The organism is Shouchella hunanensis (assembly GCF_028735875.1).
Taxonomy (GTDB): domain Bacteria; phylum Bacillota; class Bacilli; order Bacillales; family Bacillaceae_D; genus Shouchella; species Shouchella hunanensis.
In genome coordinates, this window is sequence record NZ_CP117834.1 from 468,977 (window position 1) to 494,915 (window position 25,939).

General features: G+C 41.1%; 24 protein-coding genes and 1 other RNA gene. 2 read left to right on the plus strand and 23 right to left on the minus strand.

Translation table 11 applies throughout. The features are described 5' to 3' along the window. Window positions 1–7 precede the first annotated feature (7 nt). Together PQ477_RS02570 and PQ477_RS02575 are read right to left on the minus strand one after the other, a co-directional pair. The gene (locus tag PQ477_RS02570) at window positions 8–1,186 is read right to left on the minus strand and encodes an acetyl-CoA C-acetyltransferase (protein WP_144559429.1); all 1,179 of its coding nucleotides are present in this window, start codon (window positions 1,184–1,186) and stop codon (window positions 8–10) included. A 12-nt stretch (window positions 1,187–1,198) separates the two neighbouring features. After that, window positions 1,199–3,568, minus strand: coding sequence for a 3-hydroxyacyl-CoA dehydrogenase/enoyl-CoA hydratase family protein (locus tag PQ477_RS02575; protein WP_274272911.1), 2,370 nt, complete (start codon window positions 3,566–3,568; stop codon window positions 1,199–1,201). Between the two features lie 213 nt (window positions 3,569–3,781). Here PQ477_RS02575 and PQ477_RS02580 point away from each other — a divergent pair, with 213 nt between their 5' ends. Then, the gene (locus PQ477_RS02580) at window positions 3,782–4,057 is read left to right on the plus strand and encodes a YvdQ family spore coat protein (protein WP_060703720.1); all 276 of its coding nucleotides are present in this window, start codon (window positions 3,782–3,784) and stop codon (window positions 4,055–4,057) included. 12 nt (window positions 4,058–4,069) lie between these two features. Beyond that, a complete protein-coding gene (locus PQ477_RS02585) occupies window positions 4,070–4,393 on the plus strand; it encodes a spore coat protein (protein ID WP_035394578.1) in 324 nt (107 codons plus the stop codon). Window positions 4,394–4,460: 67 nt separating this feature from the next. Here PQ477_RS02585 and PQ477_RS02590 read toward each other — a convergent pair whose 3' ends face one another. From PQ477_RS02590 to gap, 21 genes are all read right to left on the minus strand, one after another. Continuing rightward, window positions 4,461–6,494: a catalase gene (locus PQ477_RS02590; RefSeq protein ID WP_274272912.1), complete on the minus strand. Its 2,034-nt coding sequence runs from the start codon at window positions 6,492–6,494 to the stop codon at window positions 4,461–4,463. 87 nt (window positions 6,495–6,581) lie between these two features. Next, a complete protein-coding gene (locus PQ477_RS02595) occupies window positions 6,582–7,247 on the minus strand; it encodes a glycosyltransferase family protein (RefSeq protein WP_035394579.1) in 666 nt (221 codons plus the stop codon). Between the two features lie 82 nt (window positions 7,248–7,329). Beyond that, complete coding sequence (locus tag PQ477_RS02600) at window positions 7,330–8,610, minus strand: aspartate aminotransferase family protein (protein ID WP_035394581.1); 1,281 nt, start codon at window positions 8,608–8,610, stop codon at window positions 7,330–7,332. A gap of 15 nt (window positions 8,611–8,625) precedes the next feature. Then, entirely contained in the window at window positions 8,626–10,014 is a 1,389-nt protein-coding gene (locus PQ477_RS02605) for a YjiH family protein (protein ID WP_274272913.1), read from the minus strand. Between the two features lie 74 nt (window positions 10,015–10,088). Continuing rightward, entirely contained in the window at window positions 10,089–10,649 is a 561-nt protein-coding gene (locus PQ477_RS02610; protein ID WP_144559432.1) for a histidine phosphatase family protein, read from the minus strand. Between the two features lie 91 nt (window positions 10,650–10,740). Further along, window positions 10,741–11,094, minus strand: a transfer-messenger RNA (tmRNA) gene (gene ssrA / locus PQ477_RS02615). A 77-nt stretch (window positions 11,095–11,171) separates the two neighbouring features. Continuing rightward, window positions 11,172–11,639 carry an SsrA-binding protein SmpB gene (gene smpB, locus PQ477_RS02620; RefSeq protein WP_035394583.1) on the minus strand — a complete coding sequence of 156 codons (468 nt, stop codon included), beginning with the start codon at window positions 11,637–11,639 and terminating at the stop codon, window positions 11,172–11,174. A gap of 33 nt (window positions 11,640–11,672) precedes the next feature. Beyond that, entirely contained in the window at window positions 11,673–12,086 is a 414-nt protein-coding gene (locus tag PQ477_RS02625) for a DoxX family protein (protein WP_274272914.1), read from the minus strand. Window positions 12,087–12,196: 110 nt separating this feature from the next. Beyond that, the gene (gene rnr, locus PQ477_RS02630) at window positions 12,197–14,536 is read right to left on the minus strand and encodes a ribonuclease R (RefSeq protein WP_274272915.1); all 2,340 of its coding nucleotides are present in this window, start codon (window positions 14,534–14,536) and stop codon (window positions 12,197–12,199) included. A gap of 24 nt (window positions 14,537–14,560) precedes the next feature. Then, window positions 14,561–15,307 carry an alpha/beta hydrolase gene (locus tag PQ477_RS02635; RefSeq protein ID WP_035394586.1) on the minus strand — a complete coding sequence of 249 codons (747 nt, stop codon included), beginning with the start codon at window positions 15,305–15,307 and terminating at the stop codon, window positions 14,561–14,563. Further along, window positions 15,304–16,020: an alpha/beta hydrolase gene (locus tag PQ477_RS02640; RefSeq protein ID WP_144559435.1), complete on the minus strand. Its 717-nt coding sequence runs from the start codon at window positions 16,018–16,020 to the stop codon at window positions 15,304–15,306. The genes PQ477_RS02635 and PQ477_RS02640 overlap by 4 nt, the downstream gene beginning before the upstream one ends. A 17-nt stretch (window positions 16,021–16,037) precedes the next feature. Then, window positions 16,038–16,994: an LLM class flavin-dependent oxidoreductase gene (locus PQ477_RS02645; RefSeq protein WP_274272916.1), complete on the minus strand. Its 957-nt coding sequence runs from the start codon at window positions 16,992–16,994 to the stop codon at window positions 16,038–16,040. Between the two features lie 97 nt (window positions 16,995–17,091). Further along, complete coding sequence (gene secG / locus PQ477_RS02650) at window positions 17,092–17,322, minus strand: preprotein translocase subunit SecG (RefSeq protein WP_035394589.1); 231 nt, start codon at window positions 17,320–17,322, stop codon at window positions 17,092–17,094. 66 nt (window positions 17,323–17,388) lie between these two features. Continuing rightward, window positions 17,389–17,835 (minus strand): hypothetical protein, encoded by a 447-nt coding sequence (locus tag PQ477_RS02655; RefSeq protein ID WP_035394590.1) that lies wholly within the window; start codon window positions 17,833–17,835, stop codon window positions 17,389–17,391. Further along, window positions 17,828–18,394 carry a UbiX family flavin prenyltransferase gene (locus tag PQ477_RS02660; RefSeq protein ID WP_060703712.1) on the minus strand — a complete coding sequence of 189 codons (567 nt, stop codon included), beginning with the start codon at window positions 18,392–18,394 and terminating at the stop codon, window positions 17,828–17,830. The genes PQ477_RS02655 and PQ477_RS02660 overlap by 8 nt, the downstream gene beginning before the upstream one ends. A 193-nt stretch (window positions 18,395–18,587) precedes the next feature. Next, a complete protein-coding gene (locus PQ477_RS02665; RefSeq protein ID WP_144559437.1) occupies window positions 18,588–19,841 on the minus strand; it encodes a phage baseplate protein in 1,254 nt (417 codons plus the stop codon). A gap of 185 nt (window positions 19,842–20,026) precedes the next feature. After that, window positions 20,027–21,316 carry a phosphopyruvate hydratase gene (gene eno / locus PQ477_RS02670; protein ID WP_038482562.1) on the minus strand — a complete coding sequence of 430 codons (1,290 nt, stop codon included), beginning with the start codon at window positions 21,314–21,316 and terminating at the stop codon, window positions 20,027–20,029. Window positions 21,317–21,344: 28 nt separating this feature from the next. Next, window positions 21,345–22,877, minus strand: a complete 1,533-nt coding sequence (gene gpmI / locus PQ477_RS02675) for a 2,3-bisphosphoglycerate-independent phosphoglycerate mutase (protein ID WP_060703707.1) — start codon at window positions 22,875–22,877, stop codon at window positions 21,345–21,347. After that, a complete protein-coding gene (tpiA, locus tag PQ477_RS02680) occupies window positions 22,874–23,629 on the minus strand; it encodes a triose-phosphate isomerase (RefSeq protein ID WP_274272917.1) in 756 nt (251 codons plus the stop codon). The genes gpmI and tpiA overlap by 4 nt, the downstream gene beginning before the upstream one ends. 24 nt (window positions 23,630–23,653) lie before the next feature. Beyond that, window positions 23,654–24,838 carry a phosphoglycerate kinase gene (locus PQ477_RS02685; RefSeq protein WP_038482571.1) on the minus strand — a complete coding sequence of 395 codons (1,185 nt, stop codon included), beginning with the start codon at window positions 24,836–24,838 and terminating at the stop codon, window positions 23,654–23,656. Between the two features lie 84 nt (window positions 24,839–24,922). Further along, the gene (gap, locus tag PQ477_RS02690) at window positions 24,923–25,930 is read right to left on the minus strand and encodes a type I glyceraldehyde-3-phosphate dehydrogenase (protein WP_035394596.1); all 1,008 of its coding nucleotides are present in this window, start codon (window positions 25,928–25,930) and stop codon (window positions 24,923–24,925) included. Between the last annotated feature and the right edge of the window lie 9 nt (window positions 25,931–25,939).

Here is a 25,939-nt window from a genome sequence, read left to right on the forward strand (position 1 = left end):
CCAACGTTTAAATAAGTTCAAATACCCCTGCAGCACCCATTCCGCCACCAATACACATTGTCACAACACCAAACTGCTGACCGCTTCGCTTCATTTCATGGGCTAACGATAAGGTAAGTTTAGACCCTGTACATCCAAGTGGATGACCAAGTGCAATTGCGCCACCATTTACATTTACTTTGTCATGATCAAGACCAAGTGTGCGAATAATGGCTAGTGACTGGGATGCAAATGCCTCATTTAATTCAAACAAACCAATATCCTCTAACTGTAAACCAGCTTGACGAACGGCTTTCGGAATTGCTTCAATCGGTCCAATACCCATGACTTCCGGAGCTACACCTGCAACAGCGAAGCTTCGAAATGCAAGGAGTGGTGATAGTCCTCGCTCAAGGGCTTCTTCTTTTTCCATTAATAAAACGGCCGCTGCTCCGTCACTCATTTGGGAAGAGTTTCCTGCTGTAACTGTTCCTTTCAATTGAAACGCTGGTTTAAGCTTTGCAAGCCCCTCTATTGTTGTATCTGCTCTTACGCCTTCATCAACAGCCACCATTCGATCAAGGACACTTACTTTTCCATCTTCACCAAGTACGTGCTCTTCCACATGAACGGGTACGATTTCGTCGTCAAAATGTCCATTTTTCATCGCAATCGCAGCTCGACGGTGACTTTCAGTTGCAAATGCGTCTTGATCGGAACGACTAATATCGTATTGCCGAGCGACTTCTTCCGCTGTATACCCCATCGACATATAATATTCAGGCGCTTCATCAATTAGCTTCGGGTTTGGCTTCACAACGTGACCACCAATTGGAATCATACTCATTGATTCAGCTCCGCCAGCTACAATAATTTTACTTTGACCGAGCATAATACGCTCTGCACCGTACGCAATCGTTTGAAGTCCTGATGCGCAGTAACGATTAATGGTGACAGCAGGTACCGACTGCGGAATACCCGCTAACACACTTAAGTTACGCGCCATATTCATTCCTTGTTCTGCTTCAGGCATGGCACAACCAATAATGACATCTTCTATTTCATTCAGTTCTACGTTTCCAGCTCTGCGTATTGTCTCCTTTACTGCGGTGGCTCCTAGATCATCTGAACGTACATGGGCAAATGCACCTCGCTTCGCCTTTCCTACAGGCGTACGCGCACCTGACACAATGACAGCTTCTTTCACGCACTATCCCTCCTAATTACGTAATGGCTTTCCTTTAGCAAGCATATACTGCATACGTTGCTGCGATTTCGGCTCTCCGATCAAGCTAAGAAAAGCTTCTCGTTCTAAATCAAGTAAATACTGTTCATCCACAAGTGTTCCTTCTTTTAAACGACCACCAGAAAGAACGAAAGCAAGCTTCTTCGCAATCTTTAAATCATGTTCCGATGCATAGCCGCCCCACTTCATCATTTCTGCTCCTAGCATTAACGTTGCGTAACCAGCCTCTCCTGTAACAGGAATTTTCTTTTTCACTGGTGCTTTATAGCCACTGTTGTAAAGAGAAATCACTTTTTGCTTCGCTTCTTCATTTACAAAAAGATCATTCATCACAATGCCGTCCCGATAATTCATGAACCCATTTTCCCTTGCTTCGGCAGCAGATGTGGATACTTTTGCTGTTGCAATCGTTTCAAAGGTTTCGCGTACAGCTTTTTGTAGTTGAGCAGGCGTTTCCCCAAAGCGCTCTATGTTTCTCAGATACAACTCTTTGTTACCACCGCCTCCTGGGATAAGACCAACGCCAACTTCTACAAGACCCATATAGGTTTCATGGCTTGCTTGTATACTTGCAGCTGGTAAGCTAATTTCAGCGCCTCCTCCAAGAGTCATTTGAAATGGTGCTGTCACAACAGGTACATTGGCATAACGAATGTTCGCTGTTGCTTGCTGGAATTGTTTCACGACTAAATCCAGTTCAAAGAAGTTATCATCTTGTGCTTCCATAAGCATCATCATTAAATTGGCGCCAACGCAAAAGTTCTTGCTTTCATTTCCAATAACAAGGCCTTTAAAATTCTTTTCCACTTCTACAATCGATTTATTAATCATTTGAATGACATCAAGACCAATGGAATTATTAGGAGAAGTGAATTTCAATAAGGCTACATCGTCTCCAACATCAATTAAAGAAGCGCCTGTATTTTTTAAAACTGTATTCGTTTTCACTAAATGATGAAGCGACAAATATTTTTCGTGCTGACGGATTGGTGTGTGTTGCCCTTCATGAAGAAATTGACCTTCTTCATAAAAGCCTTCTTTGCCATTGTTATAAAGGTCTTCAACCCAACTCGGAATCGAGCGGTTTTCCTCCTTCATTCTTTCAACGGTTTGTCTAAAACCAAGGGCATCCCATAGTTCATATGGCCCCATACTCCAGCCAAAGCCCCAGCGCATGGCTTCATCAACGGCTAGAACGTCATTCGCAATCTCATACGTTTTTTCAGCTGTGTAAAGTAATACAGGACTAATAATATTCCAAAGCAATTCACCTGCTCTGTCATTAGCAAAAACAACGGCTTGGATTTTTTGATTCTTGGATGTTAGCGTTTTCGTTTTCTCAATTGAAGGTGCTTTTAGTTTCTTTCGTTCTTGATACTCCATTGTTTCAGGGTTTAGCTCATAAATCACACCGTCTTTTTTTTGAAAGAACCCTTGCCCTGCCTTTGCACCAATCCAACCTTTATCCGCCATTTCTCGCATAAAACCAGGAGGATCAAACATCCTTTGCTCATCCCCTGTTGCAACATCGTGGACATTTTTCGCTACATGTAAAAATGTATCTAGACCAACTACATCTAACGTCCGGAACGTCGCACTTTTAGGACGACCTATTAGCGTACCCGTAACAGAATCTACCTCACCGACTGAGTAACCACCACGAAGCATTTCATGAACCGTTACAAGTAAACCGTACGTACCGATACGGTTTGCAATAAAATTCGGTGTATCTTTAGCCTCAACTACACCTTTCCCTAAAGACTGTTCAGCGAAGGAACGCACAAACTCTATTACTTCCTGTTTTGTTTCCTCTAGCGGGATCACTTCAAGAAGTTTTAAGTAACGTGGAGGGTTAAAGAAGTGTGTCCCAAGAAAATGTGCTTTGAAGTCCTCACTACGTTCCTCCGCCATTGCTTTAATTGAAATCCCAGATGTATTTGAAGACACAATAGTACCTTCTTTTCTAACACGATCAATTTTCGCAAATAATTCTTTTTTCGCTTCTAGATTTTCAACGATGACTTCAATAATCCAATCGACATCCTTCAAGCGATGCAAATCATCTTCCACATTGCCAGTTTCAATTAAATTAACATTCTTTTTTGAAGCAAGTGGTGCTGGCTTTTGTTTTAACAGCTTTTTAACTGCAGTATCGGCTAAATGATTACGGGCGCGTTTTCTCTCAGCGGTTGCAACACTCGCTGATGCCCCTCCTGCTTCTTTTTCTTTTGGAACAATATCAAGAAGTAAAACAGGAATTCCTGCATTTGTTAAATGAGCGGCGATACTTGCCCCCATAACACCTGATCCAATGACAGCTGTTTTTTTTATGTGACGTGACATCGTTCGTGTCATCCTCCTCTCATACTAAAACGAATGAATACTCATTCATTTTTTGAGCTAAAAAAAACGCTCGTGACATAAGCTTTCTTTCACTATACCGAATAATGATAGCGTTTGCAATACCATTTTTCTACAGATTCATCATTATTTTTGTATAAAACAAGCTCATTACAAAATACTAACAGTGATTGTTATTTCTTAAGGAGGTACATGATGGACCAACAACAACAGCAGTTTCAACAACAACCAACAGCTCAAACAACGATGCAAGAAGCTCCGGCTGTCATTACAGGCAAAGATTTAAATTATATTAACGATATGATGGCCTGGAATTTAACAGCAGCCAAAAAAGCTCATGCATTTGCACAAAGCTGCCAAGATCAAGACATTAAGCAAGCGATTGATCAAGCTGGTCAAATGCACCAACGTCATTATGAGCAGTTTTTACAATTGCTGCAAAGTCAAAATCAACCACCCACTTATCAATAAGGAGGCTATCTCATGAATCAACAGCAACATGTTCAGAATCCAAAGATTCAAATTCCGACTACATCAGCAATGACGGACCAAGATTATATTACGGATATGCTTTCAACAGAGAAGTACATCACTGTCTCATATTCAATTGCAGAGCATGAAGCAAGTCATGAAGCGTATTATCAAACGATTCATCAAGCAAATAATGAGGCTTCGCAAATGCAACGCTCTCTTTACGAGACAATGTTTCGTAAAGGACTTTATGGTTTAACACCAACGCAAGATACACAAATCCAGCAAAGCTATCAACAGCACACAACGGATAAGGCACAGTTACCGTATCAATAATAAATAGACGCTAGGCGCAACATCCAATCAAGGTTCGCCTAGCGCTCTGATTACGAAACACGACCTCTTATGTTCGCGCAAAAAAACGCTGCTTCCCAAGAGCAGTAAGATAATTTTGGAGAAAGTCTTCGTTCTGATTAACCAATACACCTTCTTTTCCTACAATGCCTAGTTTCATCAAAATAGGCTCTACATTTTTTGCAACTCCTATTGGCTTATAATGGACAAATTGTTCTCTTATAAAATATTCCATTTGACCAACAGAATACGCATCAGGATTCTTTCCTCCTGCAACATAAATAGAATCATATAGTAACGGTGAACCAGTGAGAAAGCTTGCATCAGGAATAAATGAGATCTGATTCGTTCCATCCACTTTTGCCTGTTTTTCACTTAAATATTCTACTTGAACCCCTTCACTTTTTAGTCGGTCCACAACACGTTTTGTCCCTGGTCCGTCGAAGCCCTCTGTCAACAGTACTCCTACCTTTAACCATTGCACCGTTTCTGGTTGGTTTGCCATACTTAGAGCCGGAGAAATTCTTCTCTCTTTTGACTCTGTTGTCGTTGGTGGATTAACACCAATTTGATTGGCGACAACCGTAGCAAGTTCCGTGCTTACGCGACCAATTTGATTAATCATTTGTTTCCGAACCGATTTACTCATCACTTTCCCTAATTCAAAGCTAAACGCGTTTGCAATATGGTCTCTTTCCCAGCTGCTCATACTATTCCAAAACAGTCGGGCTTGTGAATAATGATTTAAAAAGCTTTGCGCTGTCTTGCGAATCTTAACACCTTTCACTTTCTCTGGATACGTCACGAAGCCACCTTTATTTGGATCCACTTCATAAGGTGTATTATTCCACAGTGAATTTTTATGGTAATTCACTTTTCCTTTATCAACAATATAACGCATGGCCCCATCACGTTGATTGTTGTGGAATGGACAAATAGGGCGATTAATTGGCAAGTCTTGATGATTTGTACCAACGCGGTACAACTGTGTGTCTGTATAGGAGAACAGCCTCGTTTGTAGCAGTGGATCATCTGTAAAATCAATTCCTGGAACAATATTTCCTGGATGCAAGGCCACTTGCTCTGTTTCCGCGAATACATTTTCCACATTACGGTTTAAGCGCATTTCACCAATTATGCGAACCGGTATCTCTTCTTCGGGCCATAGCTTCGTTGAATCCAAAATGTCAAAGTCAAATGAAAACTCATCCTTTTCTTCAATCACTTGTATACCTAGCTCCCATATTGCCTCTCCACCAGCTTCAATGACGTTCCATAAGTCCCGTCGATGAAAATCAGGATCAACGCCGCTTAGTTTTTGCGATTCATCCCACACAAGGGAATGAAGGCCAGCTTTTGGTTTCCAATGGAATTTCACAAAATGGGCTTTGCCCGCTTCGTTTACAAGACGAAAGGTATGTACTCCGAATCCTTCCATCGTCCGAAAACTCCTTGGAATTGTTCGATCACTCATGATCCACATCATCATGTGGGCAGACTCTTCGTTATTTGCGATAAAATCCCAAAAATTATCATGTGCGGTTGATGCTTGTGGAATTTCATTATTTGGCTCTGGTTTGACAGCATGAATTAAATCTGGAAATTTAACCCCATCTTGAATAAAAAAAACAGGAATATTATTACCAACTAAATCAAAGTTTCCTTCTTCCGTATAAAATTTCAGTGCAAATCCACGCACATCTCGAACGGTCTCTGCAGCTCCTTTTGAACCAGCCACCTCAGAAAAGCGAAGAAATACAGGCGTCTCCATGCTAGGATCTTGCAAAAAGTGAGCCTTTGTCAGCGCTTTTTGTGATTCATATACGCGAAACGTTCCATACGCTCCATAGCCCCTAGCATGAACAACTCTTTCCGGTATTCGTTCACGATCAAAATGAGATAACTTTTCCCGCATCATAAAGTCTTCAAGTAAACTAGGGCCCCGCTCTCCTGCTTTTAATGTATTCTCATCATTCGCAATGTTGATTCCCTGATTAGTCGTCAATGGTTTATTGTAATTATTGCGAGAATACTGTTCGACTTGCTCCGCTTTGCGATTTGGTCTTTTCGGCCTCCGTTCCACCTACAACACCTCCAATGATTATCGTATTCATCTAGTGCTTCGTATATGTTTGTAAAAATGCTCAAACAAAAACACACTCTCGCTCTTTTAAGTCGAAAGTGTGTTTTTCCATAGATGAAATTGATGAACATATGTGGCATAAGCAAAGCTGTCGAATTCTTCTCCACATTCGTGCATAATCCACGGGTGTGGTTGATGGGCAATACCTACTTCATAACCATGGTGCACAAAGAGCACACTTTGGCTAACATCGTAAAAATGCCAGCCATCAAACTGCTCTTCCCATGGAAGGTCATACTGGGTAGCCATCATCACCCCGTCAATAACTGCTGCGCTTTGAAATGCGTAATCAGCCTCAATAAATGATAAATAACCATACGTTTCACGTTTTTCTAGTATTTTGCCCGCTTTCTGTTCGCTTTCCCACCAGACGCTATTTTCCGGTAACTCCTTCGAGCCAATCACACCAAACATCCCTAAACTTGGGTGATTTTCGAACAGAAACAGTAAATCATGAAGAAACATCCGATTAATAATCATTGTATCTTGGTGAAGATACACTTTGTACTTCGCATTCGACTGCTGAAGCGCCTCATTATAGCCACTGGTCATACTTTTCGCATTTCGAATGGCAATTTTTTCTACGGTATAGCCTCTTGGCAAATACAACATGTCAATGTGACTAACTGAACGTCGGTAAAGCACTTCATCATTGACGCACGTTATAAAGCAAATCTTCGTTTTATTCGTCATAGTAGGCCACTCTCCTAACCACCCTATCAGGAGCAGTATATTCAAGATAGCCAAAGTCGTGCCTATGATTTTGTCATACCGTTTACTTCAAACGTTGAAGTGCTTTTCTTAACTTCACTAACCCTTCATCAATTTGTTCTTTCGTAATGGTGAGCGGCGGAATCATACGAAGAACCTCACCTTCATTTCCACAAAAATAAAACAGTACACCTTCTTCAAGTGCAAGGTCAAGAATCTGAGCAGCTCGATCGCCATCTTTTCGACCTGTCTCAGGATCAACGATTTCAATACCAAACATCATGCCCAAATGACGGATCGAACCAATACAAGGAAATGCCTGTTGAAGTTTAGTCAGTTCCTGAGCGGCGTAACTCCCTACTTCTTTTACATTCGCAAGCAAGTTTTCTTCTTTAATTATCTGAAGTGTCGCTCGAGCAGCGGCACAAGCTATTGGATTACCGCCAAATGTCGTTGCATGACTTCCTAACGGCCACTGCTGCATGAGTGTGTGGTTCGCTACAGTTGCACTAAGAGGTAACCCTGAAGCAATTCCTTTTGCGACCGCCATTATATCAGGGATAACGTCAAAGGATTGTGCTGCGAACCACTCACCAGTTCGTCCAAATCCCGTTTGAACTTCATCGAAAATAAGTAAGATTCCATGCTTATTGCATATCTCCCTTATTTGCTGAAGCCACTTAGCAGGTGGCACGATATAACCGCCTTCACCAAGCACTGGTTCAATGATAAAACAAGCCACTTCTTCTGGTAACGTATAGTGAGCAAACATCGTCTCGCATGCCTTTTCGAGTTTTGCAATTGCTTCGTCTGCGCTTTCTCCCGGCTGATAATAAGGAAGCTGATAGACTTGATTTTGAGCAGGTTGGTAAGCTCTATATTTTGCTTTTGATGTACTGACGCTCATTGCGCCAAGGGTTCGTCCGTGAAAACACCCAGTAAATGAGACCACATTCGGACGATTTGTCACATGTCTCGCAAGCTTTAAAGCACCTTCAATGGCCTCAGTACCACTGTTTCCAAAGAAAAAGCAATCCAGATCACCTGGCATGACATCAGCTAATTCATTCGCCAATTTTAGAATAGATTCATATTGAATAACGCCAATAGGGCCATGCGTGAATGAATCAGCTTCTTGTTTTATTGCTTCAACGACTTTTGGATGACGGTGACCCACATTCGTTACGGCAATACCAGATGTGAAATCTAAATACGTTTTCCCATCGACTCCATAGTAATAGCACCCCTCTTCTTTCACTACAGGTAAATTTGGATGGTCTTTTGCCATACTCGGTGCAAGACGATATGGAATGGTTTCTTGTAGTTCGTTCCAACTTTGTGACATTCTAGATGACTCCTTTTAAAAAATAATAACGTGGGCAATCAATACGACGACTGGAATAGCAATAATTGTACGTTGAATAAAAATAACAAATAGCTGCCAAAATGAAATGGGGATACTAGAGCGCATAAGCATAACACCAATCTCGGACATATAGACGAGTTGGATTAACGATACCGCTCCAATGACAAAGCGAGTAAGCTCACTCTCAATCCCAGCACCTAAAATAGCTGGCAAAAACATGTCTGCAAATCCAACGAGTAGTGCTGGTGCTGCTTGTGCTGCCTCAGGAATATTCATCCATTCTAATATAGGCACAAGCGGATAAGACAAATACGTAAATATTGGCGTGAATTCAGCAATAACAAGGGCAATGGTCCCAATTGCCATAACAAGCGGTAACATGCCAAACCAAATATCAAGAGCATTAAACGCTCCTTTTTTTAACACAGAGGTCGTTTTAGGGGCATGTGCCGCTTTCTCAACACCTCTTTGGAATGCTTGACTCCATAATGACCCCTTAGCTGCAGTCTCATTAATAACTCCAGGCTCGTCTCCAGCATACGTATGCTTCATTTTTGATAATGGTGGAATACGGGGACAAATAAAAGCGGCGATAAACACACCAGCAAGCACTGTTAAATAAAATGGAACAAAGCGATCACTTAAGTCTAAGATTTTCGCAATGATTAAACTAAATCCGATTGATGTAATGGTAAAGTTCGTGACAATAATGGCTGATTCGCGCTTTGTATAGTAGCCATTCTCATATTGATTAATCGTAATCAAAATACTCATCATGTTATTACCCATCCAAGATGCCAACGAATCTACAGAAGCACGACCCGGTAAATTAAATAACGGTCTCATAATTTTTTTCGCAAGTGTACCCAACCACTCCATTAAACCATATTCAAGCAATAGTGGCATTAATAAACCCATCACTACTGACCACACCGCAAGCACCGGAAGCAATTCAGTGAAAATGGTTCCACCTGTTGCAGGGCTATAGACAATAGAGAAACCAGATTGTGTCATCACCATTAACGCGAAGAGTGCACCGAGCACACGTATCATCGTCCATGGAAGACTTGTGTAGAATAGCGCTTTTAATGCTTGTCTTTCCATGATAAAAGCAGGCTTTACTACCCAAGCAAGTAATGTGAGTACACCAGATAATAGAATAATAGCTAGTAAAAACATCGGTAACATTGCTGAAAGAGACCGTTCAATCGTTCCAGCTGCATAACCAATAAGTACAGTCCAAGTATCGTTTATTTTAAAGGGAACAAGAAACAGAAGTGCTCCTAATAGAGAGGGTATAAGAAACGTAAGAATAGACTTTTTAGTTGGTACTTTTTCAGAATAAGTGTTTGTATCTTGTTGTTGTTCGTTTAATTGCTCCATGTTGTTCTCCTTCTAATGCATAATAAAACTAATTTATTTATAATTATACATATAGAAAGACTTGTTGACTAGCTTTATTTTTTCTTCCAAACGTTTGTACATGAGAGCATTGTGTGTTTCTCTATTAGCATTTGATACACATCTGGCATCTCAAGCTGTTGCCAAAACATATAATCATAACGAGAATGGAAGTAACCTAACAACAGTGCTAGTATATTCCCATGTGTAGAGATGACAATGGATGCAAAGTCATTCTCTTGATCTAGAATCTTCCAAAGTCCATTAACAGCTCTTTTTCTTGCGGTTTTATTTGACTCTCCTCCTGGATGAGTAAACGTCTCATCTTTCCAAACCGCGTTGATTGCTGATTCAAAATGAGGCATAGACGTTGCCGCCAGCACCCTCTCCTTAAATGCATCTTCGGTCTTAATGGGTAGCTTTTTTCGCCTCGCTGCCTCCTCTATTGTCTGTATAGCGCGCTTATAAGGGCTCGAGATAAACCGATCAACGTGCACAGTATCTAAAAAATCGGCCACACGCTTTGCATCCTCAAAACCGTTCTCTGAGAGCGGACGTCCCCACTCATCTGGCGTGTAAGGAGAATGAGCGTGCCGTACGAGATATATAGTATGCATGGAAGATGAACTCCTTTTTTTAAAATACTCTGACTAAAAAGGGTATAAAAAAACTCGAAGCAATATAGTGCTACTTCGAGTTCTTGTCCCAATATGGAGACGGTGGGAATTGAACCCACGTCCAGAGATAACGACACTTACGCTTCTACGAGCGTAGTCTTTGTATTAGCATTTCGCTAACACATCGGCCCAAAGACAGGCTTCCGTGTAGCTAGCCTGATTAATCTCTTCCAACTCCCTCAGGCGGAGGGAGTAAGGCGTATCCCACTATAAGTGAGTCTCAACCACTCCACATGGGCGATGGAGAGGAGAGACCGCTTAGCTTATGCAGCTAAAGCGAAGTTATTGTTTTCTTTGCCAGTTATAGGCTAATGCGTTTTAACGAGGCCGCACCTCGACTCGCAACGTAAGCTCGACCTATCCCTGTCGAATCCAGAACGTCCCCGTATAAAAAAATATACAAGGCTTAACGCCTAGATTTATTATTATACTAAATCTGTGTTAAAAAGCAAGTGAAGCGAATTAGCCCTTCATTCGCTCTCTTATCGCTCGATCCATTTCTCGCTTAGCATCTTTTTGCTTCAAGGTTTCTCGTTTGTCGTAATTCTTTTTCCCTTTTGCTAATCCAATTAATACTTTGGCAAACCCGTTTTTAATATACACTTTTAACGGGACAACTGAATATCCTTGTTGCTGCGTCTCACCGATGAGCTTATCAATTTGCTTTTTATGCAACAACAATTTTCTCGCTCTAGTTGGCTCATGATTATACCGGTTTCCCTGTTCATATTCACTAATGTGTGCATTATGCAAATAAGCTTCACCGTTTTTTATCCGAGCGAATGAATCCTTTAAATTCATTCTTCCTGCGCGAATCGATTTAATTTCTGTACCGGTAAGAACGATTCCTGCTTCATAGGTTTCTTCAATAAAATAATCATGACGGGCTTTTTTATTTTGTGCCATCACTTTACTTTCTGTTTCAGCCACACATACACCTACTTCCTCACATGTAACGGATGATTATCTTCTCCCAAATCGCTGACGCTTCTTTTTCTTTGCTACTAACCCATCAACAGCCATAAAGTGGGACCCATTGATAACAAATAAAAGTAGTACAGCAAACAATAATAGATCGAATTCAAAACCTCCAATAAAGCCTTGATCGAACTTCACCATATAAACAGCACCAATCATCACAATCATTAGAATAGCACTCATCAAGCGTGTCAGCAAACCTAAGAGAAGCGCAAGACCTGCAATGATCTCAACTAAAGCTACCACAACTGCCATTATATCAGGTGATGGAATTGATATGCTCTCAAAAAACGCTACAGTCCCTTCAATACCACCATTAAATTTATCTAAGCCGTGGGCGATAAAGATCACCCCTACAACAAGTCTTACGAATGCAATACCAACTTCTGTTTTCATCATTTTTGTTCCTCCTTCACCTTATTAGTGTAAAGAGGAACAAAATAAGACTCAAGCAGGCACCTTTAGGAAACCGACGGATGTCTTCAGCCAAAAGGGCTACAAAACGGTCATTATGAACGCTTTTTTCTGCGACCTTTTTTGCGCTTTACACTCGGTGCATTTTCGTAAAACGGCTTCTTTTTGCGCTTCCCGCTTTTAGGTTGTCCATCTTTTTTAGGGTCACCTGTTAAACGTGGACGATCTTTTTTCTGCTGTTTATTGACACGTTTACCACCATCAATGACTTTTGGACGATCTTTGCCTCTTTGAGGTTTTCTTTTCTTCATCCCGACAATTTCAAAATCAACGGACGCTTCCTCTGTATTAACTGATACCACTCGAATTTCGAGCTCATCCCCAATACGAAAGACATTCCCACTTCGTTCTCCGATCATGGCATAATGTTTTTGATCGTACCGGTAATAATCATCGGTTAAATAGCTTACATGCACGAGACCTTCAACTGTATTTTCCAACTCAACAAATAAGCCAAAGTTGGTAACACCACTAATCATGCCCGTATAGACTTCACCAATTTTATCTTCCATATACTGTGCTTTTTTCACATTATCGGTATCACGTTCAGCATCAACTGCACGTCGTTCCATATCCGAGGCATGCGCTGTTAAGCCTGGTAGCTTTTCTTGCCAATGACCAGTCGTTTTCGCATCTGTTTTTCCTTGAATGAGGTACGTTCGAATTAATCGATGGACAAGTAAATCTGGGTACCGACGAATAGGCGATGTGAAATGTGTATAAAATTCTGCGGATAAGCCAAAGTGTCCAACTGAATTCACATCATATTTCGCCTGCTTCATGGAACGTAGCATGATTCGGCTAATAATGGTTTCCTCAGGCTCACCATGGATCTCTTTTAATAACGATTGCAATGCCCGTGGATGAATGGTGTTCGCTGTTCCTCTGACAACGTAACCAAAGCCGGTAATGAACTCAAGAAATGAGTTTAATTTCTCTGCATCTGGATCTTCGTGGATTCTGTATACAAACGGTAACTTCATCCAATGGAAGTGTTCTGCTACTGTTTCATTTGCTGCTAACATAAATTCCTCAATCAACTTCTCTGCAACGGATCGTTCTCGTAACACAACATCTTCAGGAGTACCTTCACTGTTTACTAACACTTTTGCTTCTTTAAAATCAAAATCAATTGCACCACGACCAAAACGCTTGTCTCTTAAAATTTGCGCAAGTTTTTCCATTTCTTCAAACATCGTTACGAGTGTGCTGTATCGTTCTCTCAATGCCTCGTCTTTGTTTACTAAAATGTCATTGACATCGCTATACGTCATTCGTTCCGTTGTATTGATCACACTTTGGAAAATGTCATGCTTCACAACGCCGCCATTTTGATCAATTTCCATTTCACAAGAAAGGGTTAAACGGTCAACTTGTGGATTTAAACTACAAATGCCGTTTGATAATCGATGCGGAATCATTGGTATGACACGATCAACTAAGTAAACACTCGTCGCTCGTTCAGATGCCTCTTTATCGATTGGGCTTCCTTCTTTCACATAGTGAGAGACATCAGCAATATGCACTCCTAGAAGATAATGTCCATTTTGCAACTTTTTCACTTGAACCGCATCATCTAAGTCTTTCGCGTCGGCTCCATCAATGGTTACAATTTGCTCGTCACGTAAGTCTCGACGTCCATTTAAATCATTTGGATCAATGACATCTGGAACATTTTCCGCTTGTTCCAATGTGTCGTCTGAAAAACTTTGTGGGATGCTGTATTTATAAATAATTGACAAAATGTCCATACCAGGGTCATTTTTATGACCGAGAACTTCTTTAATTTCAACTTCTCCACCGAAGCGCCCTTCTGGATACTGAGTAATAGTGGCAATCACCTTATGACCGTCAACTGCACCCTTTTCTTTCCCTTTTATAACAAGGAAATCGGCGCTGATCCGCTTATCGTCTGCTACAACGAGGGCGTACGATTTAAACTCTTTGTATTCACCAACAATTTCAGTCACTTTGCGCTCAATAATTCGAATGACCTTTCCTTCCGCTCTTGAACCGTTAGCCCGTTCATCAATTCGTACAAACACAATATCACCGTTCATAGCGCCAGATAGTGACCCTTGAGGTACATATACATCTTCATCACCATCGTCTGGAATAATGAAAGCAAACCCTTTAGAGTGACCTTGCACTCGGCCACGAATTAAATTTAGTTTTTCAGGGATTCCATAGCGATTCGTTCGAGTACGAATCACTTCCCCTTCTCCTTCAAGTTCATTAAGCATCGTAATTAACTGTTTGAATGCCTCACTTGATGTTATTTGGAAACGTTCCTCTAGATCTTCTACAGAAACAGGTTTCGTTGCTTCTTCTTTAAAGTACTGTATGAGTTCTTCTTTATTTATTTGGTCAGACATTGTTTCACTCCTTTTCGTTCTATTTTAGTTTGACCATTCTAGTTCATTTAAAAACGACAGAATATCTTGGTGAAGTGTTTCTTTTTCATCTCCTAATGTGATGACATGAGTAGACTTTTCATACCATTTTATTTCTTTGTCGTCTGTTTCAATTTCTTTGTAAATCATGTTTGCACTTTCAATATCAATCATCTCATCATGCCTTGCTTGTACAATAAGAGCTGGAGCATAAATAAGATCTAACTCTTTTCGAACGTCGTCCATTAAACCACGTAATTGATACAACGTATTCATTGACGTCTCCTTTAAAGCACGGACGTCCTTATCGATTTCTTCTTCCGTCTTTTTCTCTAATTGTTTATATTCTTTGGCGTATTTTAGAAACCCTTCTTTAATCGCTTCTTCTGTTCTCGGTCGAACAGGTGCACACATTGAAACGATCCCTTTTACAGGTTTAGAAAAACCAAGTTTTAATGTGAATACGCCGCCTAAGGATAACCCACAAACTGCAATCTCGTCATAGCCTTCACTTTGAAGATGCTCATATGCAGCTTCAACATCCTCCCACCAATCTTCCGGGCTATATTGAACAAGCTCTTCTGGAGGAACGCCGTGGCCACGGTAGAGTGGCGCATGGCACGTATAGCCTTCATTTTGCAAAAAACGGCCAAGCATCCGCACATCTGCTGTTGTACCTGTAAAGCCATGCAGCAGCAGGACAGCTCGCTTTCCCCCTTTAAATGTAAATGGTTTCGGTGCAACGATCTTCATGTTGTTTTCTTCCTCTCTTGGCTAGTTTCCAATAGAAAGTCTTTAATTTGATTAATGACTTCTTCTGCTTCATAACCATGAAAGATCATATGTCTTGACCGCTTCATGGCAATTAATTCTTTTTCATCCGATTCTATAATATCATAAAGGTGGTAAGCCGATTTCATGGGAACAAGCCCATCCATTTCTCCTTGGATAATTAACGTGGGCACACGAATTTTACTTGCGTAAGGCTTTGTTTTTTGCACAAGTTGTAAAAACTGGGCTAAAGCTGCAAAAGGAGTTTCTCTAAACTTTTTCTCGTAAAGATCAATAAGCTGATCGTCCTCTTGAGTCCCAGTAAGGTGATAGCGAACCGCCGCAATCATATCTTTTAGAAACTGTTTCGGGTTAAAGTAGTAGGCTGCGGCATTTAACAGCACTAATTTTTTAACTGAATACCGTGCCGCAATGTAAGTCGCAAGCATTCCGCCCATTGAAAAACCAATGACATAGACATCGGTACAGCGCTTTTGTAATTCCTCAAAAGCTACTTCCACTGTATAAACCCACTCTTCATAGGTTGCACCCTTCAGAGCACTTAATTCTTTGCCGTGACCAGGAAGTACAGGACTATAAACAAGCCAGCCGTCCAGCTTTTGTAATTCTTGACAAATTGGCTCTACTTCCCAAGGATCGCCAGTGAAACCATGAATACATAGACAGCCAATCAAATCCATCGCCTCTTTCATTAGGATGACATTATCGTAGCTAAGCGTTCAAAGGATTTTACTTTTTCTTGATTATCATAGATATTCGTTAACACAAGAAATTGATCCGTTTGTGTTCGTTCAGCTAATTGTTCTAATTTAGAATGAACGGTTTCTTTCGATCCAATGATCATACGCGAACGGTTTTGCTGAATCACTTCCGTTTCACGAACGGTTAAATCCCTTTTTAAGTGAATAGGAACACGACTGTCGATCCCCTTCTCCGTTTGCAGCAACCACAGATCTTGTTGCTCTGCAAGGAGATGCGCATGCTCATTATCCTCGCCACAAATAACAAAGACCGCTGTTAAAGCATTCTGGCTGTCTTTCGTTACACGTTGATATGCTTGATGGGCTTCTTTTACACGATTAGGCTGAATGAAATAGCCATGAACAAACCCTAGATGCTTCTCTCCAGCAATACGTGCGCTTCTTTCTCCTAATCCCAATATATAAAGAGAAGGACTTGTAAGAGGTAACGGCGATGCTGTCATACCTCGAAAGCTCCGTTTCGTTGTCCACTCTATCACTTCATCTACTTTTTCCCAAAAGCGATGCACTTCACTCTCTTTTCCATTCGCAAGTGCCTCTCGAATCCGCTCATTTCCACCTGGAGAGCGCCCTATTCCTCCATCAATTCGATTAGGAAACATCACTTCGAGTTGATTAAAAAGGCTTGCCACTTTATAGGAGCTATATTGAGGGAGTAACACACCACCCGATCCTATTCGAATGTGAGACGTTCGCGCAGCAGCTGCTGCCATCCAGATTTCTGGTGAGCTTGAGAGCATCCCCTTCGTACCATGATGCTCTGCAAACCAATAACGTTCATAGCCTAATGCCTCTGCTTTCTCTACAAGGTTTATCGTTTGACTTGCCGTTTTTTCTGCTGTATGACCAATGGAGACAGGGACTTGATCTAAAATACTAAGCCGCACGGAACGATCACCTCTTCATGCCCAGTTTTCCTCTTTTTGTCCTTTTTCAAACACAAAAAACGCCTGGAGTGAATCATGCCCAGACGTTTCGTTCTACTTATAGGAAATACGCATTTGCTGCTGTTAATATGAAAAACAATACAGCCAACACAATAGTCGCTCGATGCAAAACCGCCTCAAGACCTCGCGCTTTCTGTTTTCCAAGTAACTGCTCTGCTCCACCAGATATCGCGCCGGCTAAACCAGAACTACGACCTGGTTGTAATAAAACGACCGTTACAAGTAAAACAGATACAATAATTAACGCAATCATTAAAAACAGTTGCATCCCTACACCTCCGTAAACACATTCAGTGTTTCTATCTTAACATAGTGAATAGGTGTAGACAAGGGGTCATTTTTTCAATAGCTTATGCTTCATAGACCACTGTTGTACGGTTTGGTGTTCCTCTTTAAGTCGACATTGTACACTTGATACAATCGTTGCATAAGGCGCTTCATCGACTTTCACCTGTTTGAGCGCCCCTTCAAATATCACTTGTCCTGCTTCGGTTCTAACGTACGTTACCGTCAACTGAAGGTCATACGCAGTTGGCGGTAAAACAAGAAAGAGTGCTGCTTTCTTTGATTGTTTTGTAAACGATGCCGATTTAGAATGCTCCCAAAGCGCAATGCGAAGAGTTGTCTCATCTAAAGCTACTACTTCACCAACACTTATCATTGCTTTATAAGGAAAGCCTTCATTATCTAACGTCACAAAGTACATCGCCATTTCTTTTTTTTGATCGAGATCCGATCCATCCAAGAACGCCTGCACTTGTTCAGGCAAAGAACTACTCACCTTTCAAGCCCTCCCAGCGCTTGTTCCATTGATGATCAATTCCAAATTGATCGAGAGCACGGTAAACAAGATGGTCGATTAGGTCATCTATGGATTGGGGTTGGTTATAAAAAGCAGGCATCGGTGGAAAGATGGTTACCCCCATCCTTGAAAGTTCCGTCATATTTTCTAAATGAATCGTATTGAATGGCGTTTCTCTCGTCATTAATAGTAACGGTTTACGTTCTTTTAACATCACGTCTGCCGCTCTGGCCACAAGATTGTCTGCTAATCCTACTCGTATAGCTGCCAAGGTTTTCATGGAACAGGGTACAATCATCATTCCATCCATTCGCTTAGAGCCACTTGATATGGCTGCTGCTTGATCTTCACTACTATAGGAATAATCAGCTAACGCTTTCACATCCTGCACACTATAGGACGTCTCCTGAGAAATTGTCACTGCTGCCCATTTGGATAGCACAAGATGCGTTTCGATTTTTAATTCTTTTAGTGTCTCGAGTAATCTAATTGCGATTGGTGCTCCTGTCGCCCCTGTTACGCCAATAATTAATTTCATTCTTATTCTCCTATATAATTCAGCTTCTTCTTTCTATTATAACGTGAGCTAGAAGGAAGAAAAAGCGAGACACATTACGAACTAAAAGTGAAATTCCAGACAATTTTACCTAAGTAGGGATTGAGCAGTTACGATCTGTATGAAACAGTTGGTCTTGTATTATTAAAGATCGCATTGACTAACTTAGTTAATTTCATTTAAATTCCATTTCCCGCCATGCAGATGGGTTACCTGTACTTGGAACAACCCGACTATACACCTCTGCATGAACAACAGAATTCCTAACGAGCAATTGATGACATCCATAGTTTATTCCTGAGCCACTGTCTCCACCAGAGACATATAACCACCAGCCTGCAACATTTTTCTTTGGATGGTCAGATAGGGTATTGCCTTCAACAGTAGTCATATAATATGAACCTGGTTCTCTTATTTGGGAGATTGAAGTAACACGATTCATATCAAAACGTTTCGCTTTATTATCGTTTCTAGTTAAAGGTACTCTTTGTACACTTTCTCCAGCAAGTCCAAGAAACTTCTGTACACCGATATTACTCGAAAGTGCAAATAAACGTTGTCTTCTTCGACCAGCTAAATCACCAACAATAACCGTTAATAGTGTTTTATATTTAGTAAATGGATCCGTATACAGATAAAGGCCCTCAGGCTCTCCAAATCCTCTTACATATTCCCCATCTGGTGAGTGGCCAATCGCGTGCTCGAATTCTTCCATGATTGTACCGTTACTTAAGTTAATACGATACAAATGAAAATCATGTGCGCTTTGTCCAAAAGTAACATAAAAGTGATTATTATCAATTGCTAGACCTTGTAAAACTTGGCTGTTCATTTCAGGTGTAAAAGAAAAAGAATTTATTAGATTCCCCCATCGTTGATTCTTTGCATCATTTACTTTGTAAACTTCAATTCTCGTAGCTAACTTACCTGAAATTCGCTCAGAAATACGTAACGCCAACAAATTATTTTTTGAATCAGAAAACGGCGTTTGATAAATATTCGGGTTAGGGAACTCTTTTATTCTCTGTACACTTGAATGATGAATGTCTATCGTCGTATTAGCAACATATGGTACTCTACAAAGCCACTGTGTCCGTATTTGATCATTACGATCAACTTCTATCATATTCGTCCATAAATAGGTCCTTCCACTTTCTTTGTCTATACCAATTGAGGTACCGTGCCCACCGTTACGAAAAATCATCTGATCTTTAAATTTCCCGCCTAAAGAAGTTCTACTTACGATAAAACTTTCCTGTTTCCCATTGAACCCATTATAAACTTGAGTAGCAAACATAACCCCAAATTCCTCATCAATTGTTAACCCTTGATTTACTGTTACATTAGCTAACTCCAGATCAAATAAATATAGCTCCTGTGCTTCCTCTACTGTAAATTTTTTTTGAACTAAACTATTCGTCTCATCCATTACATGCACCTCACCTTATTGTATTAAGCTAAAGAGCTTAATTTAATAATAACGGTTCTTTTAAGAAACCAACCTGCCAATACATTGCCAAGGTTCCACCATTCAAGTGTGTTCCTAATTTTACATATACAAAAAAACCTCTTAACTCCATTTAGGGAGCTAAGAGGTTCATAAGAACAAAACTCTTACTTGCTTAAGTTATAGAAAGACTTAAGACCATTGTACTGTGCTAAATCAGCAAGCTCGTCTTCGATACGAAGAAGTTGATTGTACTTCGCAACACGGTCTGTACGTGAAGGTGCACCTGTTTTGATTTGACCAGCGTTTGTTGCAACAGCGATGTCCGCAATTGTCGCATCTTCTGTTTCACCAGAACGGTGAGAGATAACAGCAGTGTAACCAGCACGCTTCGCCATTTCAATCGCGTCAAATGTTTCGGTCAGTGTACCAATTTGGTTTACTTTGATAAGAATTGAATTACTAATTCCTTTTTCAATTCCTTCAGCAAGTTTCTTCGTGTTTGTTACAAACAAGTCGTCACCAACAAGTTGTACTTTATCACCAAGACGCTCAGTAAGAAGCTTGTGACCATCCCAGTCGTTTTCATCTAAGCCATCTTCAATCGAGATGATTGGGTATTTTTCACAAAGCTCAGCGTAGAAATCAACCATTTCCGCTGAAGAAAGAACTTTTCCTTCACCAGACAAGTGGTATTTGCCATCTTCTTTGTTGAACAGCTCAGAAGAAGCAACGTCCATTGCTAATTGTACTTGCTCTCCAGGCTTGTAACCTGCTTTTTCGATTGCTTCAATAATTGTTGATAAGGCTTCTTCGTTTGAAGAAAGGTTTGGTGCAAATCCGCCTTCGTCACCTACAGCAGTGTTGTAGCCTTTAGACTTAAGAACAGATTTTAAGTTATGGAAAATTTCTGCGCCCATACGTAGTGCTTCTTTGAAGCTTTCAGCACCTACTGGCATAACCATAAATTCTTGAATATCTACGTTATTATCAGCGTGCTCACCACCGTTGATGATGTTCATCATTGGTACTGGAAGTTGCTTCGCATTGAATCCACCAAGATAAACATATAGTGGAAGGTCAAGAGCTTCAGCCGCAGCATGCGCACAAGCCATAGATACCCCAAGAATTGCGTTCGCGCCTAAATTACCTTTGTTTTCAGTTCCGTCAAGCTCAATCATCAAGCGGTCAATTCCAATTTGGTCAAGAACGTTTTCACCAATTAATTCTGGTGCAATGGTTTCGTTTACGTTCGCTACAGCTTTCTCTACACCTTTACCCATGTAGCGCTCGCCGCCGTCACGTAATTCAACTGCTTCATATTCACCAGTTGATGCGCCACTTGGAACTAGCGCGCGCCCCATAACGCCTGATTCAAGATGAACTTCTACTTCTACCGTTGGGTTACCGCGAGAATCTAGTACTTCGCGTGCATAAATATCAGAGATAATTGTCATTTGGAAAGTCACTCCTATTTAAAATAGTTTATTTTCTTAATGTTGTTCCTGTCATTTCTTTTGGCTTTGTTGCCCCTAATAAGTCAAGAACCGTTGGTGCTAGATCAGCTAAAATCCCATCTTCTCGTAACGTTGCATGCTTGTCCGTCACGATAACCGGAACTTTGTTTGTTGTATGAGCTGTCATTGGATTGCCTTCAAGCGTAATCACTTCATCAGCATTACCGTGATCAGCAGTAATGATAGCTTTTCCGCCTTTTTGATGAAGGGCTTCAATGACTCGTCCTAGACACTCATCAACCGCTTCGATTGCCTTTACCGTTGGCTCTAATTTACCAGAGTGACCGACCATATCGGGATTAGCAAAGTTTAAAATAATCGCGTCATGCTTATCCGCTTCAATATCTGCCACCAATGCCTCTGTTACTTCATAAGCACTCATTTCTGGTTTTAAATCGTATGTGGCCACTTTAGGAGAATCAATGAGAATCCGGTCTTCTCCTTCAAACGGCTGTTCTCTTCCTCCACTAAAGAAGAACGTAACATGTGGGTACTTTTCTGTCTCTGCAATACGGAGCTGTTTATACTGTTGCTGAGCCAAAACTTCACCTAGAGTATTGTCTAAGTTAGTTGGCTTGAACGCAACAAAACCATCAACCGTTTCACTAAATTTTGTTAAGCAAACAAAATGCAATTGATGTGGGTGTTCTGATCCACGATCAAATCCGCGGAAATCTTCGTTTGTGAACACTTGTGATAATTGAATTGCACGGTCAGGACGGAAGTTACAGAAGATAACTGCATCATTGTCCTTCACAGTTGCAACAGGTGAACCATCTTCGTTCGTGATGACAGAAGGAATAACAAACTCATCAAGAATGTCATTTTTGTAGCTATCTTCAACCACTTCAATCCCTGATTTGTATGTTGGGCCTTCTCCATATACCATTGCTCGGTACGATTTTTCTACACGATCCCAACGCTTATCTCGGTCCATTGCATAGTAACGTCCGTGCACAGACGCCAATTGACCAGTTCCAAGTTCGTCAAGTTTCGTTTGTAACCCTTGCAAATACACTTCGGCTGATGTCGGACCTACGTCTCTTCCATCAAGGAAGCCATGTACATAGACTCGCTTCACGCCTTTTTGCTTTGCTAGATCAAGTACTGCATAAATGTGCTCAATATGACTGTGTATCCCACCATCAGATAGTAGTCCATAAATGTGTAGCGCAGAATCTTTTTCATTTACATGATCCATTGCCTGTTGGAATGTCTCATTTTCAAAGAACTCTCCTGTGCGAATCGACAGGTTTACGCGCGTTAGACTTTGATAAACGACTCGACCTGCACCGATATTTAGGTGACCAACTTCCGAATTGCCCATCTGACCTTCGGGTAAACCAACATATTCTCCATCGGCACGTAATGTAGCATGAGGATATTCGTTCCAATAGCGATCAAAGTTAGGTTTGTTTGCATGCGCAACGGCATTGCCTTTTGCCTCATCTCGAAGACCAAAGCCATCGAGAATAATTAGCGCAACTGGCTGTTTACTCATTTTGCAGCACCAGCTAATTCTTTAAATGAATCCGCTTCAAGGCTCGCTCCACCAACAAGGGCACCATCAATATCGCTTTGCGCCATATAGTCTTTAATGTTTGCTGGTTTTACGCTTCCACCGTACTGAATACGAACCGCATCAGCAGCTTCTTGAGAAAACGCCTCTGCCACAACTTTTCGTACGAATGCACATGCTGCATTTGCATCTTTTTCCGTTGCAGACTTGCCAGTACCAATCGCCCAAATAGGCTCGTATGCGATAACAGTTTGCTTCACTTGCTCTTCGCTTAATCCTGCAAGACCTTTTTCTACTTGCTCTTTAACGACAGCTTCCATTTTTCCAGATTCGCGCTCTTCATCTGTTTCCCCACAACACATAATTGGTACTAAATTGTGAGCAAATGCAGCGTGAACTTTTTTATTTACCGTTTCATCCGTTTCTGCAAACATCTCGCGACGCTCTGAATGACCGATAATGACATAAGAAACGTTTAAATCTTGAAGAGCAACAGGGCTAATTTCGCCAGTAAATGCGCCATTCTCTTCAAAGTGCATCGTTTGTGCACCAATTCGTAAGTCTGTACCTTTTGCAGCATCAACAAGACGCTCTAAGAAAAGTGCAGGTGCACAAACAACAGTATCCACACCTGATTGACTTGGGATATCGTTTTTAACCGCTTCTGCGAAAGATGTTGCTTCGCTTAATGTTTTATTCATTTTCCAGTTACCTGCAATAATAGGCTTACGCATACGTTCTTTCACCTCTTCTTTATATTACTTATCTGTTAAAGCAATGACGCCTGGAAGATCTTTACCTTCCATAAACTCTAGGCTTGCTCCTCCACCAGTAGAAATATGGCTCATTTTTTCAGCTAAACCAAATTTCTCAACTGCAGCAGCAGAGTCTCCACCACCAATAACAGAATAAGTTCCTTCTGCTTCAGCTAAAGCATGTGCAATTGCTTTTGTTCCATTTGCGAATGAATCAAGTTCAAATACTCCCATTGGTCCGTTCCAAATCACAAGCTTTGATTCTTTTAACACGTTTGCATATGTGTTGGCTGTTTTTGATCCAATATCGAGCGCTTCCCAATCTGCTGGAATCTCAGAAATGGCAACTTCTTTCTTGTTTGCGTCATCTGAGAAATCATCGGCAACAATAACATCTTCCGGCATGTAGAAGTGAACACCTTTGTCTTTTGCTTTTTGCATAAATTGCTTCGCCAAGTCAATTTTGTCTTCTTCTAACAAGGATTTCCCAACCTCATGACCTTGTGCTTTAACAAAGGTATACGCAAGACCGCCACCAATAATAAGGTTGTCAACTTTGTCTAATAAGTGATCAATCACACCAATTTTGTCTTTAACTTTCGCTCCACCAATAACGGCTGTGAAAGGGCGTTCTGGTGTTTCAAGAGCTTTCCCTAAAACATCAAGCTCTTTCTCCATTAAAAAGCCAGCCGCCGATGGTAAGTATTGTGCAATGCCTTCAGTAGACGCATGCGCACGGTGAGCCGCACCGAATGCATCATTTACATAAAGGTCTGCTAGACTTGCAAATGCTTTCGCTAGTTCTGCATCATTCTTTTCTTCGCCTGGATAAAAACGGACATTTTCAAGCACTGTAATATCGCCATCGTTCATCGATGCCACCGCATGCTCTACTTCTGAGCCGTAAGCTTCTTTCACTGCTTTTACGTCTTGTCCTAATAAATCACCTAAGCGTTTTGCCACTGGCGCTAAACGTAATTCTTCAACCACTTCACCTTTAGGACGACCGAGATGACTCGCAAGAAGAACTTTTGCCCCTTGTTCTTTTAAATATTGAATCGTCGGAATAGCTGCTTTAATTCTTGTTTCATCTGTAATTGCTCCGTCTTTCATTGGCACGTTAAAATCTACGCGACAAAAAACGACTTTTCCCTGTAATTCATAATCATGAAGGGTTTTTTTATTCATGAGATAAACCTCCTAGTAAGTCTTACAGACAGCGCAAAGGAGGGAGGCAACGAGCCTTCCTCCTCTCACTTGTCTATTTTAAACTTAAAGCCCTTTGCTTGCAATGTAGTCTACTAAGTCAACGACACGGTTAGAGTAGCCAGACTCGTTATCGTACCAAGAAATCACTTTAACCATGTTTCCTTCCATTACCATTGTTGATAATGCATCAATAGTAGAAGAATGTGGGTTACCGTTATAGTCTTGAGAAACTAGTGGGTCTTCTGAATAAGCAAGAATGCCTTTAAGATCGCCTTCAGCTGCTTCTTTAAGCGCAGCGTTTACTTCTTCAGCTGTTACTTCTGTATCAAGTTCAGCAACAAGGTCAACTAGTGATACGTTTGGTGTAGGAACACGCATAGCCGCACCATTTAATTTCCCTTTAAGTTCAGGAAGTACAAGTGCTACTGCTTTTGCTGCACCAGTAGATGTCGGAATAATGTTCTCAGCTGCTGCACGAGCACGACGGTAGTCTTTGTGCGGCAAGTCTAGAATTTGCTGGTCATTTGTATAAGAGTGAACGGTGTTCATTAAACCACGGCGGATACCGAATTTGTCATTCAATACTTTTGCGAATGGAGACAGACAGTTTGTCGTACAAGATGCATTTGAAATAACGTGGTGGTTTGCTGCATCGTATTTATCTTCGTTTACACCCATTACAACAGTGATATCTTCATCAGAAGCTGGTGCAGAAATGATTACTTTTTTCGCTCCTGCTTCAATGTGTTTAGCCGCATCTGCGCGTTTTGTAAAGAAACCAGTTGACTCAACAACAACTTCTACGCCACGCTCGCCCCAACCGATTTCAGCAGGGTTACGTTCAGCAGATACATAAATTTCTTTTCCATCAACAACAAGTGTGTTGTCTTTTGCTTCTACTTGCACGTCAAGTACACCGTGTACAGTGTCATATTTAAGTAGGTGTGCAAGCATGTTTGCATCTGTTAAATCGTTGATTGCAACAACCTCTACATTCGGGTTGTTTAAAGCTGCGCGAAATACGTTACGTCCAATACGTCCAAATCCATTAATACCAATTTTAGTTGCCATTATTCATTT

What these genes read in the sequence shown, in the direction of transcription:
- gpmI (WP_060703707.1), bottom strand. Translation starts at nt 22,877, where the DNA reads ATGAGTAAACAGCCAGTTGCGCTAATTATTCTCGATGGCTTTGGTCTT.
- PQ477_RS02580 (WP_060703720.1), top strand. Translation starts at nt 3,782, where the DNA reads ATGGACCAACAACAACAGCAGTTTCAACAACAACCAACAGCTCAAACA.
- PQ477_RS02665 (WP_144559437.1), bottom strand. Translation starts at nt 19,841, where the DNA reads ATGGATGAGACGAATAGTTTAGTTCAAAAAAAATTTACAGTAGAGGAA.
- PQ477_RS02685 (WP_038482571.1), bottom strand. Translation starts at nt 24,838, where the DNA reads ATGAATAAAAAAACCCTTCATGATTATGAATTACAGGGAAAAGTCGTT.
- PQ477_RS02660 (WP_060703712.1), bottom strand. Translation starts at nt 18,394, where the DNA reads ATGAAATTAATTATTGGCGTAACAGGGGCGACAGGAGCACCAATCGCA.
- PQ477_RS02605 (WP_274272913.1), bottom strand. Translation starts at nt 10,014, where the DNA reads ATGGAGCAATTAAACGAACAACAACAAGATACAAACACTTATTCTGAA.
- PQ477_RS02575 (WP_274272911.1), bottom strand. Translation starts at nt 3,568, where the DNA reads ATGTCACGTCACATAAAAAAAACAGCTGTCATTGGATCAGGTGTTATG.
- eno (WP_038482562.1), bottom strand. Translation starts at nt 21,316, where the DNA reads ATGACAATTATCTCTGATATTTATGCACGCGAAGTACTAGATTCTCGC.
- PQ477_RS02600 (WP_035394581.1), bottom strand. Translation starts at nt 8,610, where the DNA reads ATGTCACAAAGTTGGAACGAACTACAAGAAACCATTCCATATCGTCTT.
- tpiA (WP_274272917.1), bottom strand. Translation starts at nt 23,629, where the DNA reads ATGCGTAAGCCTATTATTGCAGGTAACTGGAAAATGAATAAAACATTA.
- PQ477_RS02625 (WP_274272914.1), bottom strand. Translation starts at nt 12,086, where the DNA reads ATGATGAAAACAGAAGTTGGTATTGCATTCGTAAGACTTGTTGTAGGG.
- PQ477_RS02585 (WP_035394578.1), top strand. Translation starts at nt 4,070, where the DNA reads ATGAATCAACAGCAACATGTTCAGAATCCAAAGATTCAAATTCCGACT.
- rnr (WP_274272915.1), bottom strand. Translation starts at nt 14,536, where the DNA reads ATGTCTGACCAAATAAATAAAGAAGAACTCATACAGTACTTTAAAGAA.
- PQ477_RS02635 (WP_035394586.1), bottom strand. Translation starts at nt 15,307, where the DNA reads ATGAAGATCGTTGCACCGAAACCATTTACATTTAAAGGGGGAAAGCGA.
- gap (WP_035394596.1), bottom strand. Translation starts at nt 25,930, where the DNA reads ATGGCAACTAAAATTGGTATTAATGGATTTGGACGTATTGGACGTAAC.
- secG (WP_035394589.1), bottom strand. Translation starts at nt 17,322, where the DNA reads ATGCAACTGTTTTTAATGATTGCGTTAATTATTGTATCTGTTTTACTT.
- PQ477_RS02610 (WP_144559432.1), bottom strand. Translation starts at nt 10,649, where the DNA reads ATGCATACTATATATCTCGTACGGCACGCTCATTCTCCTTACACGCCA.
- PQ477_RS02595 (WP_035394579.1), bottom strand. Translation starts at nt 7,247, where the DNA reads ATGACGAATAAAACGAAGATTTGCTTTATAACGTGCGTCAATGATGAA.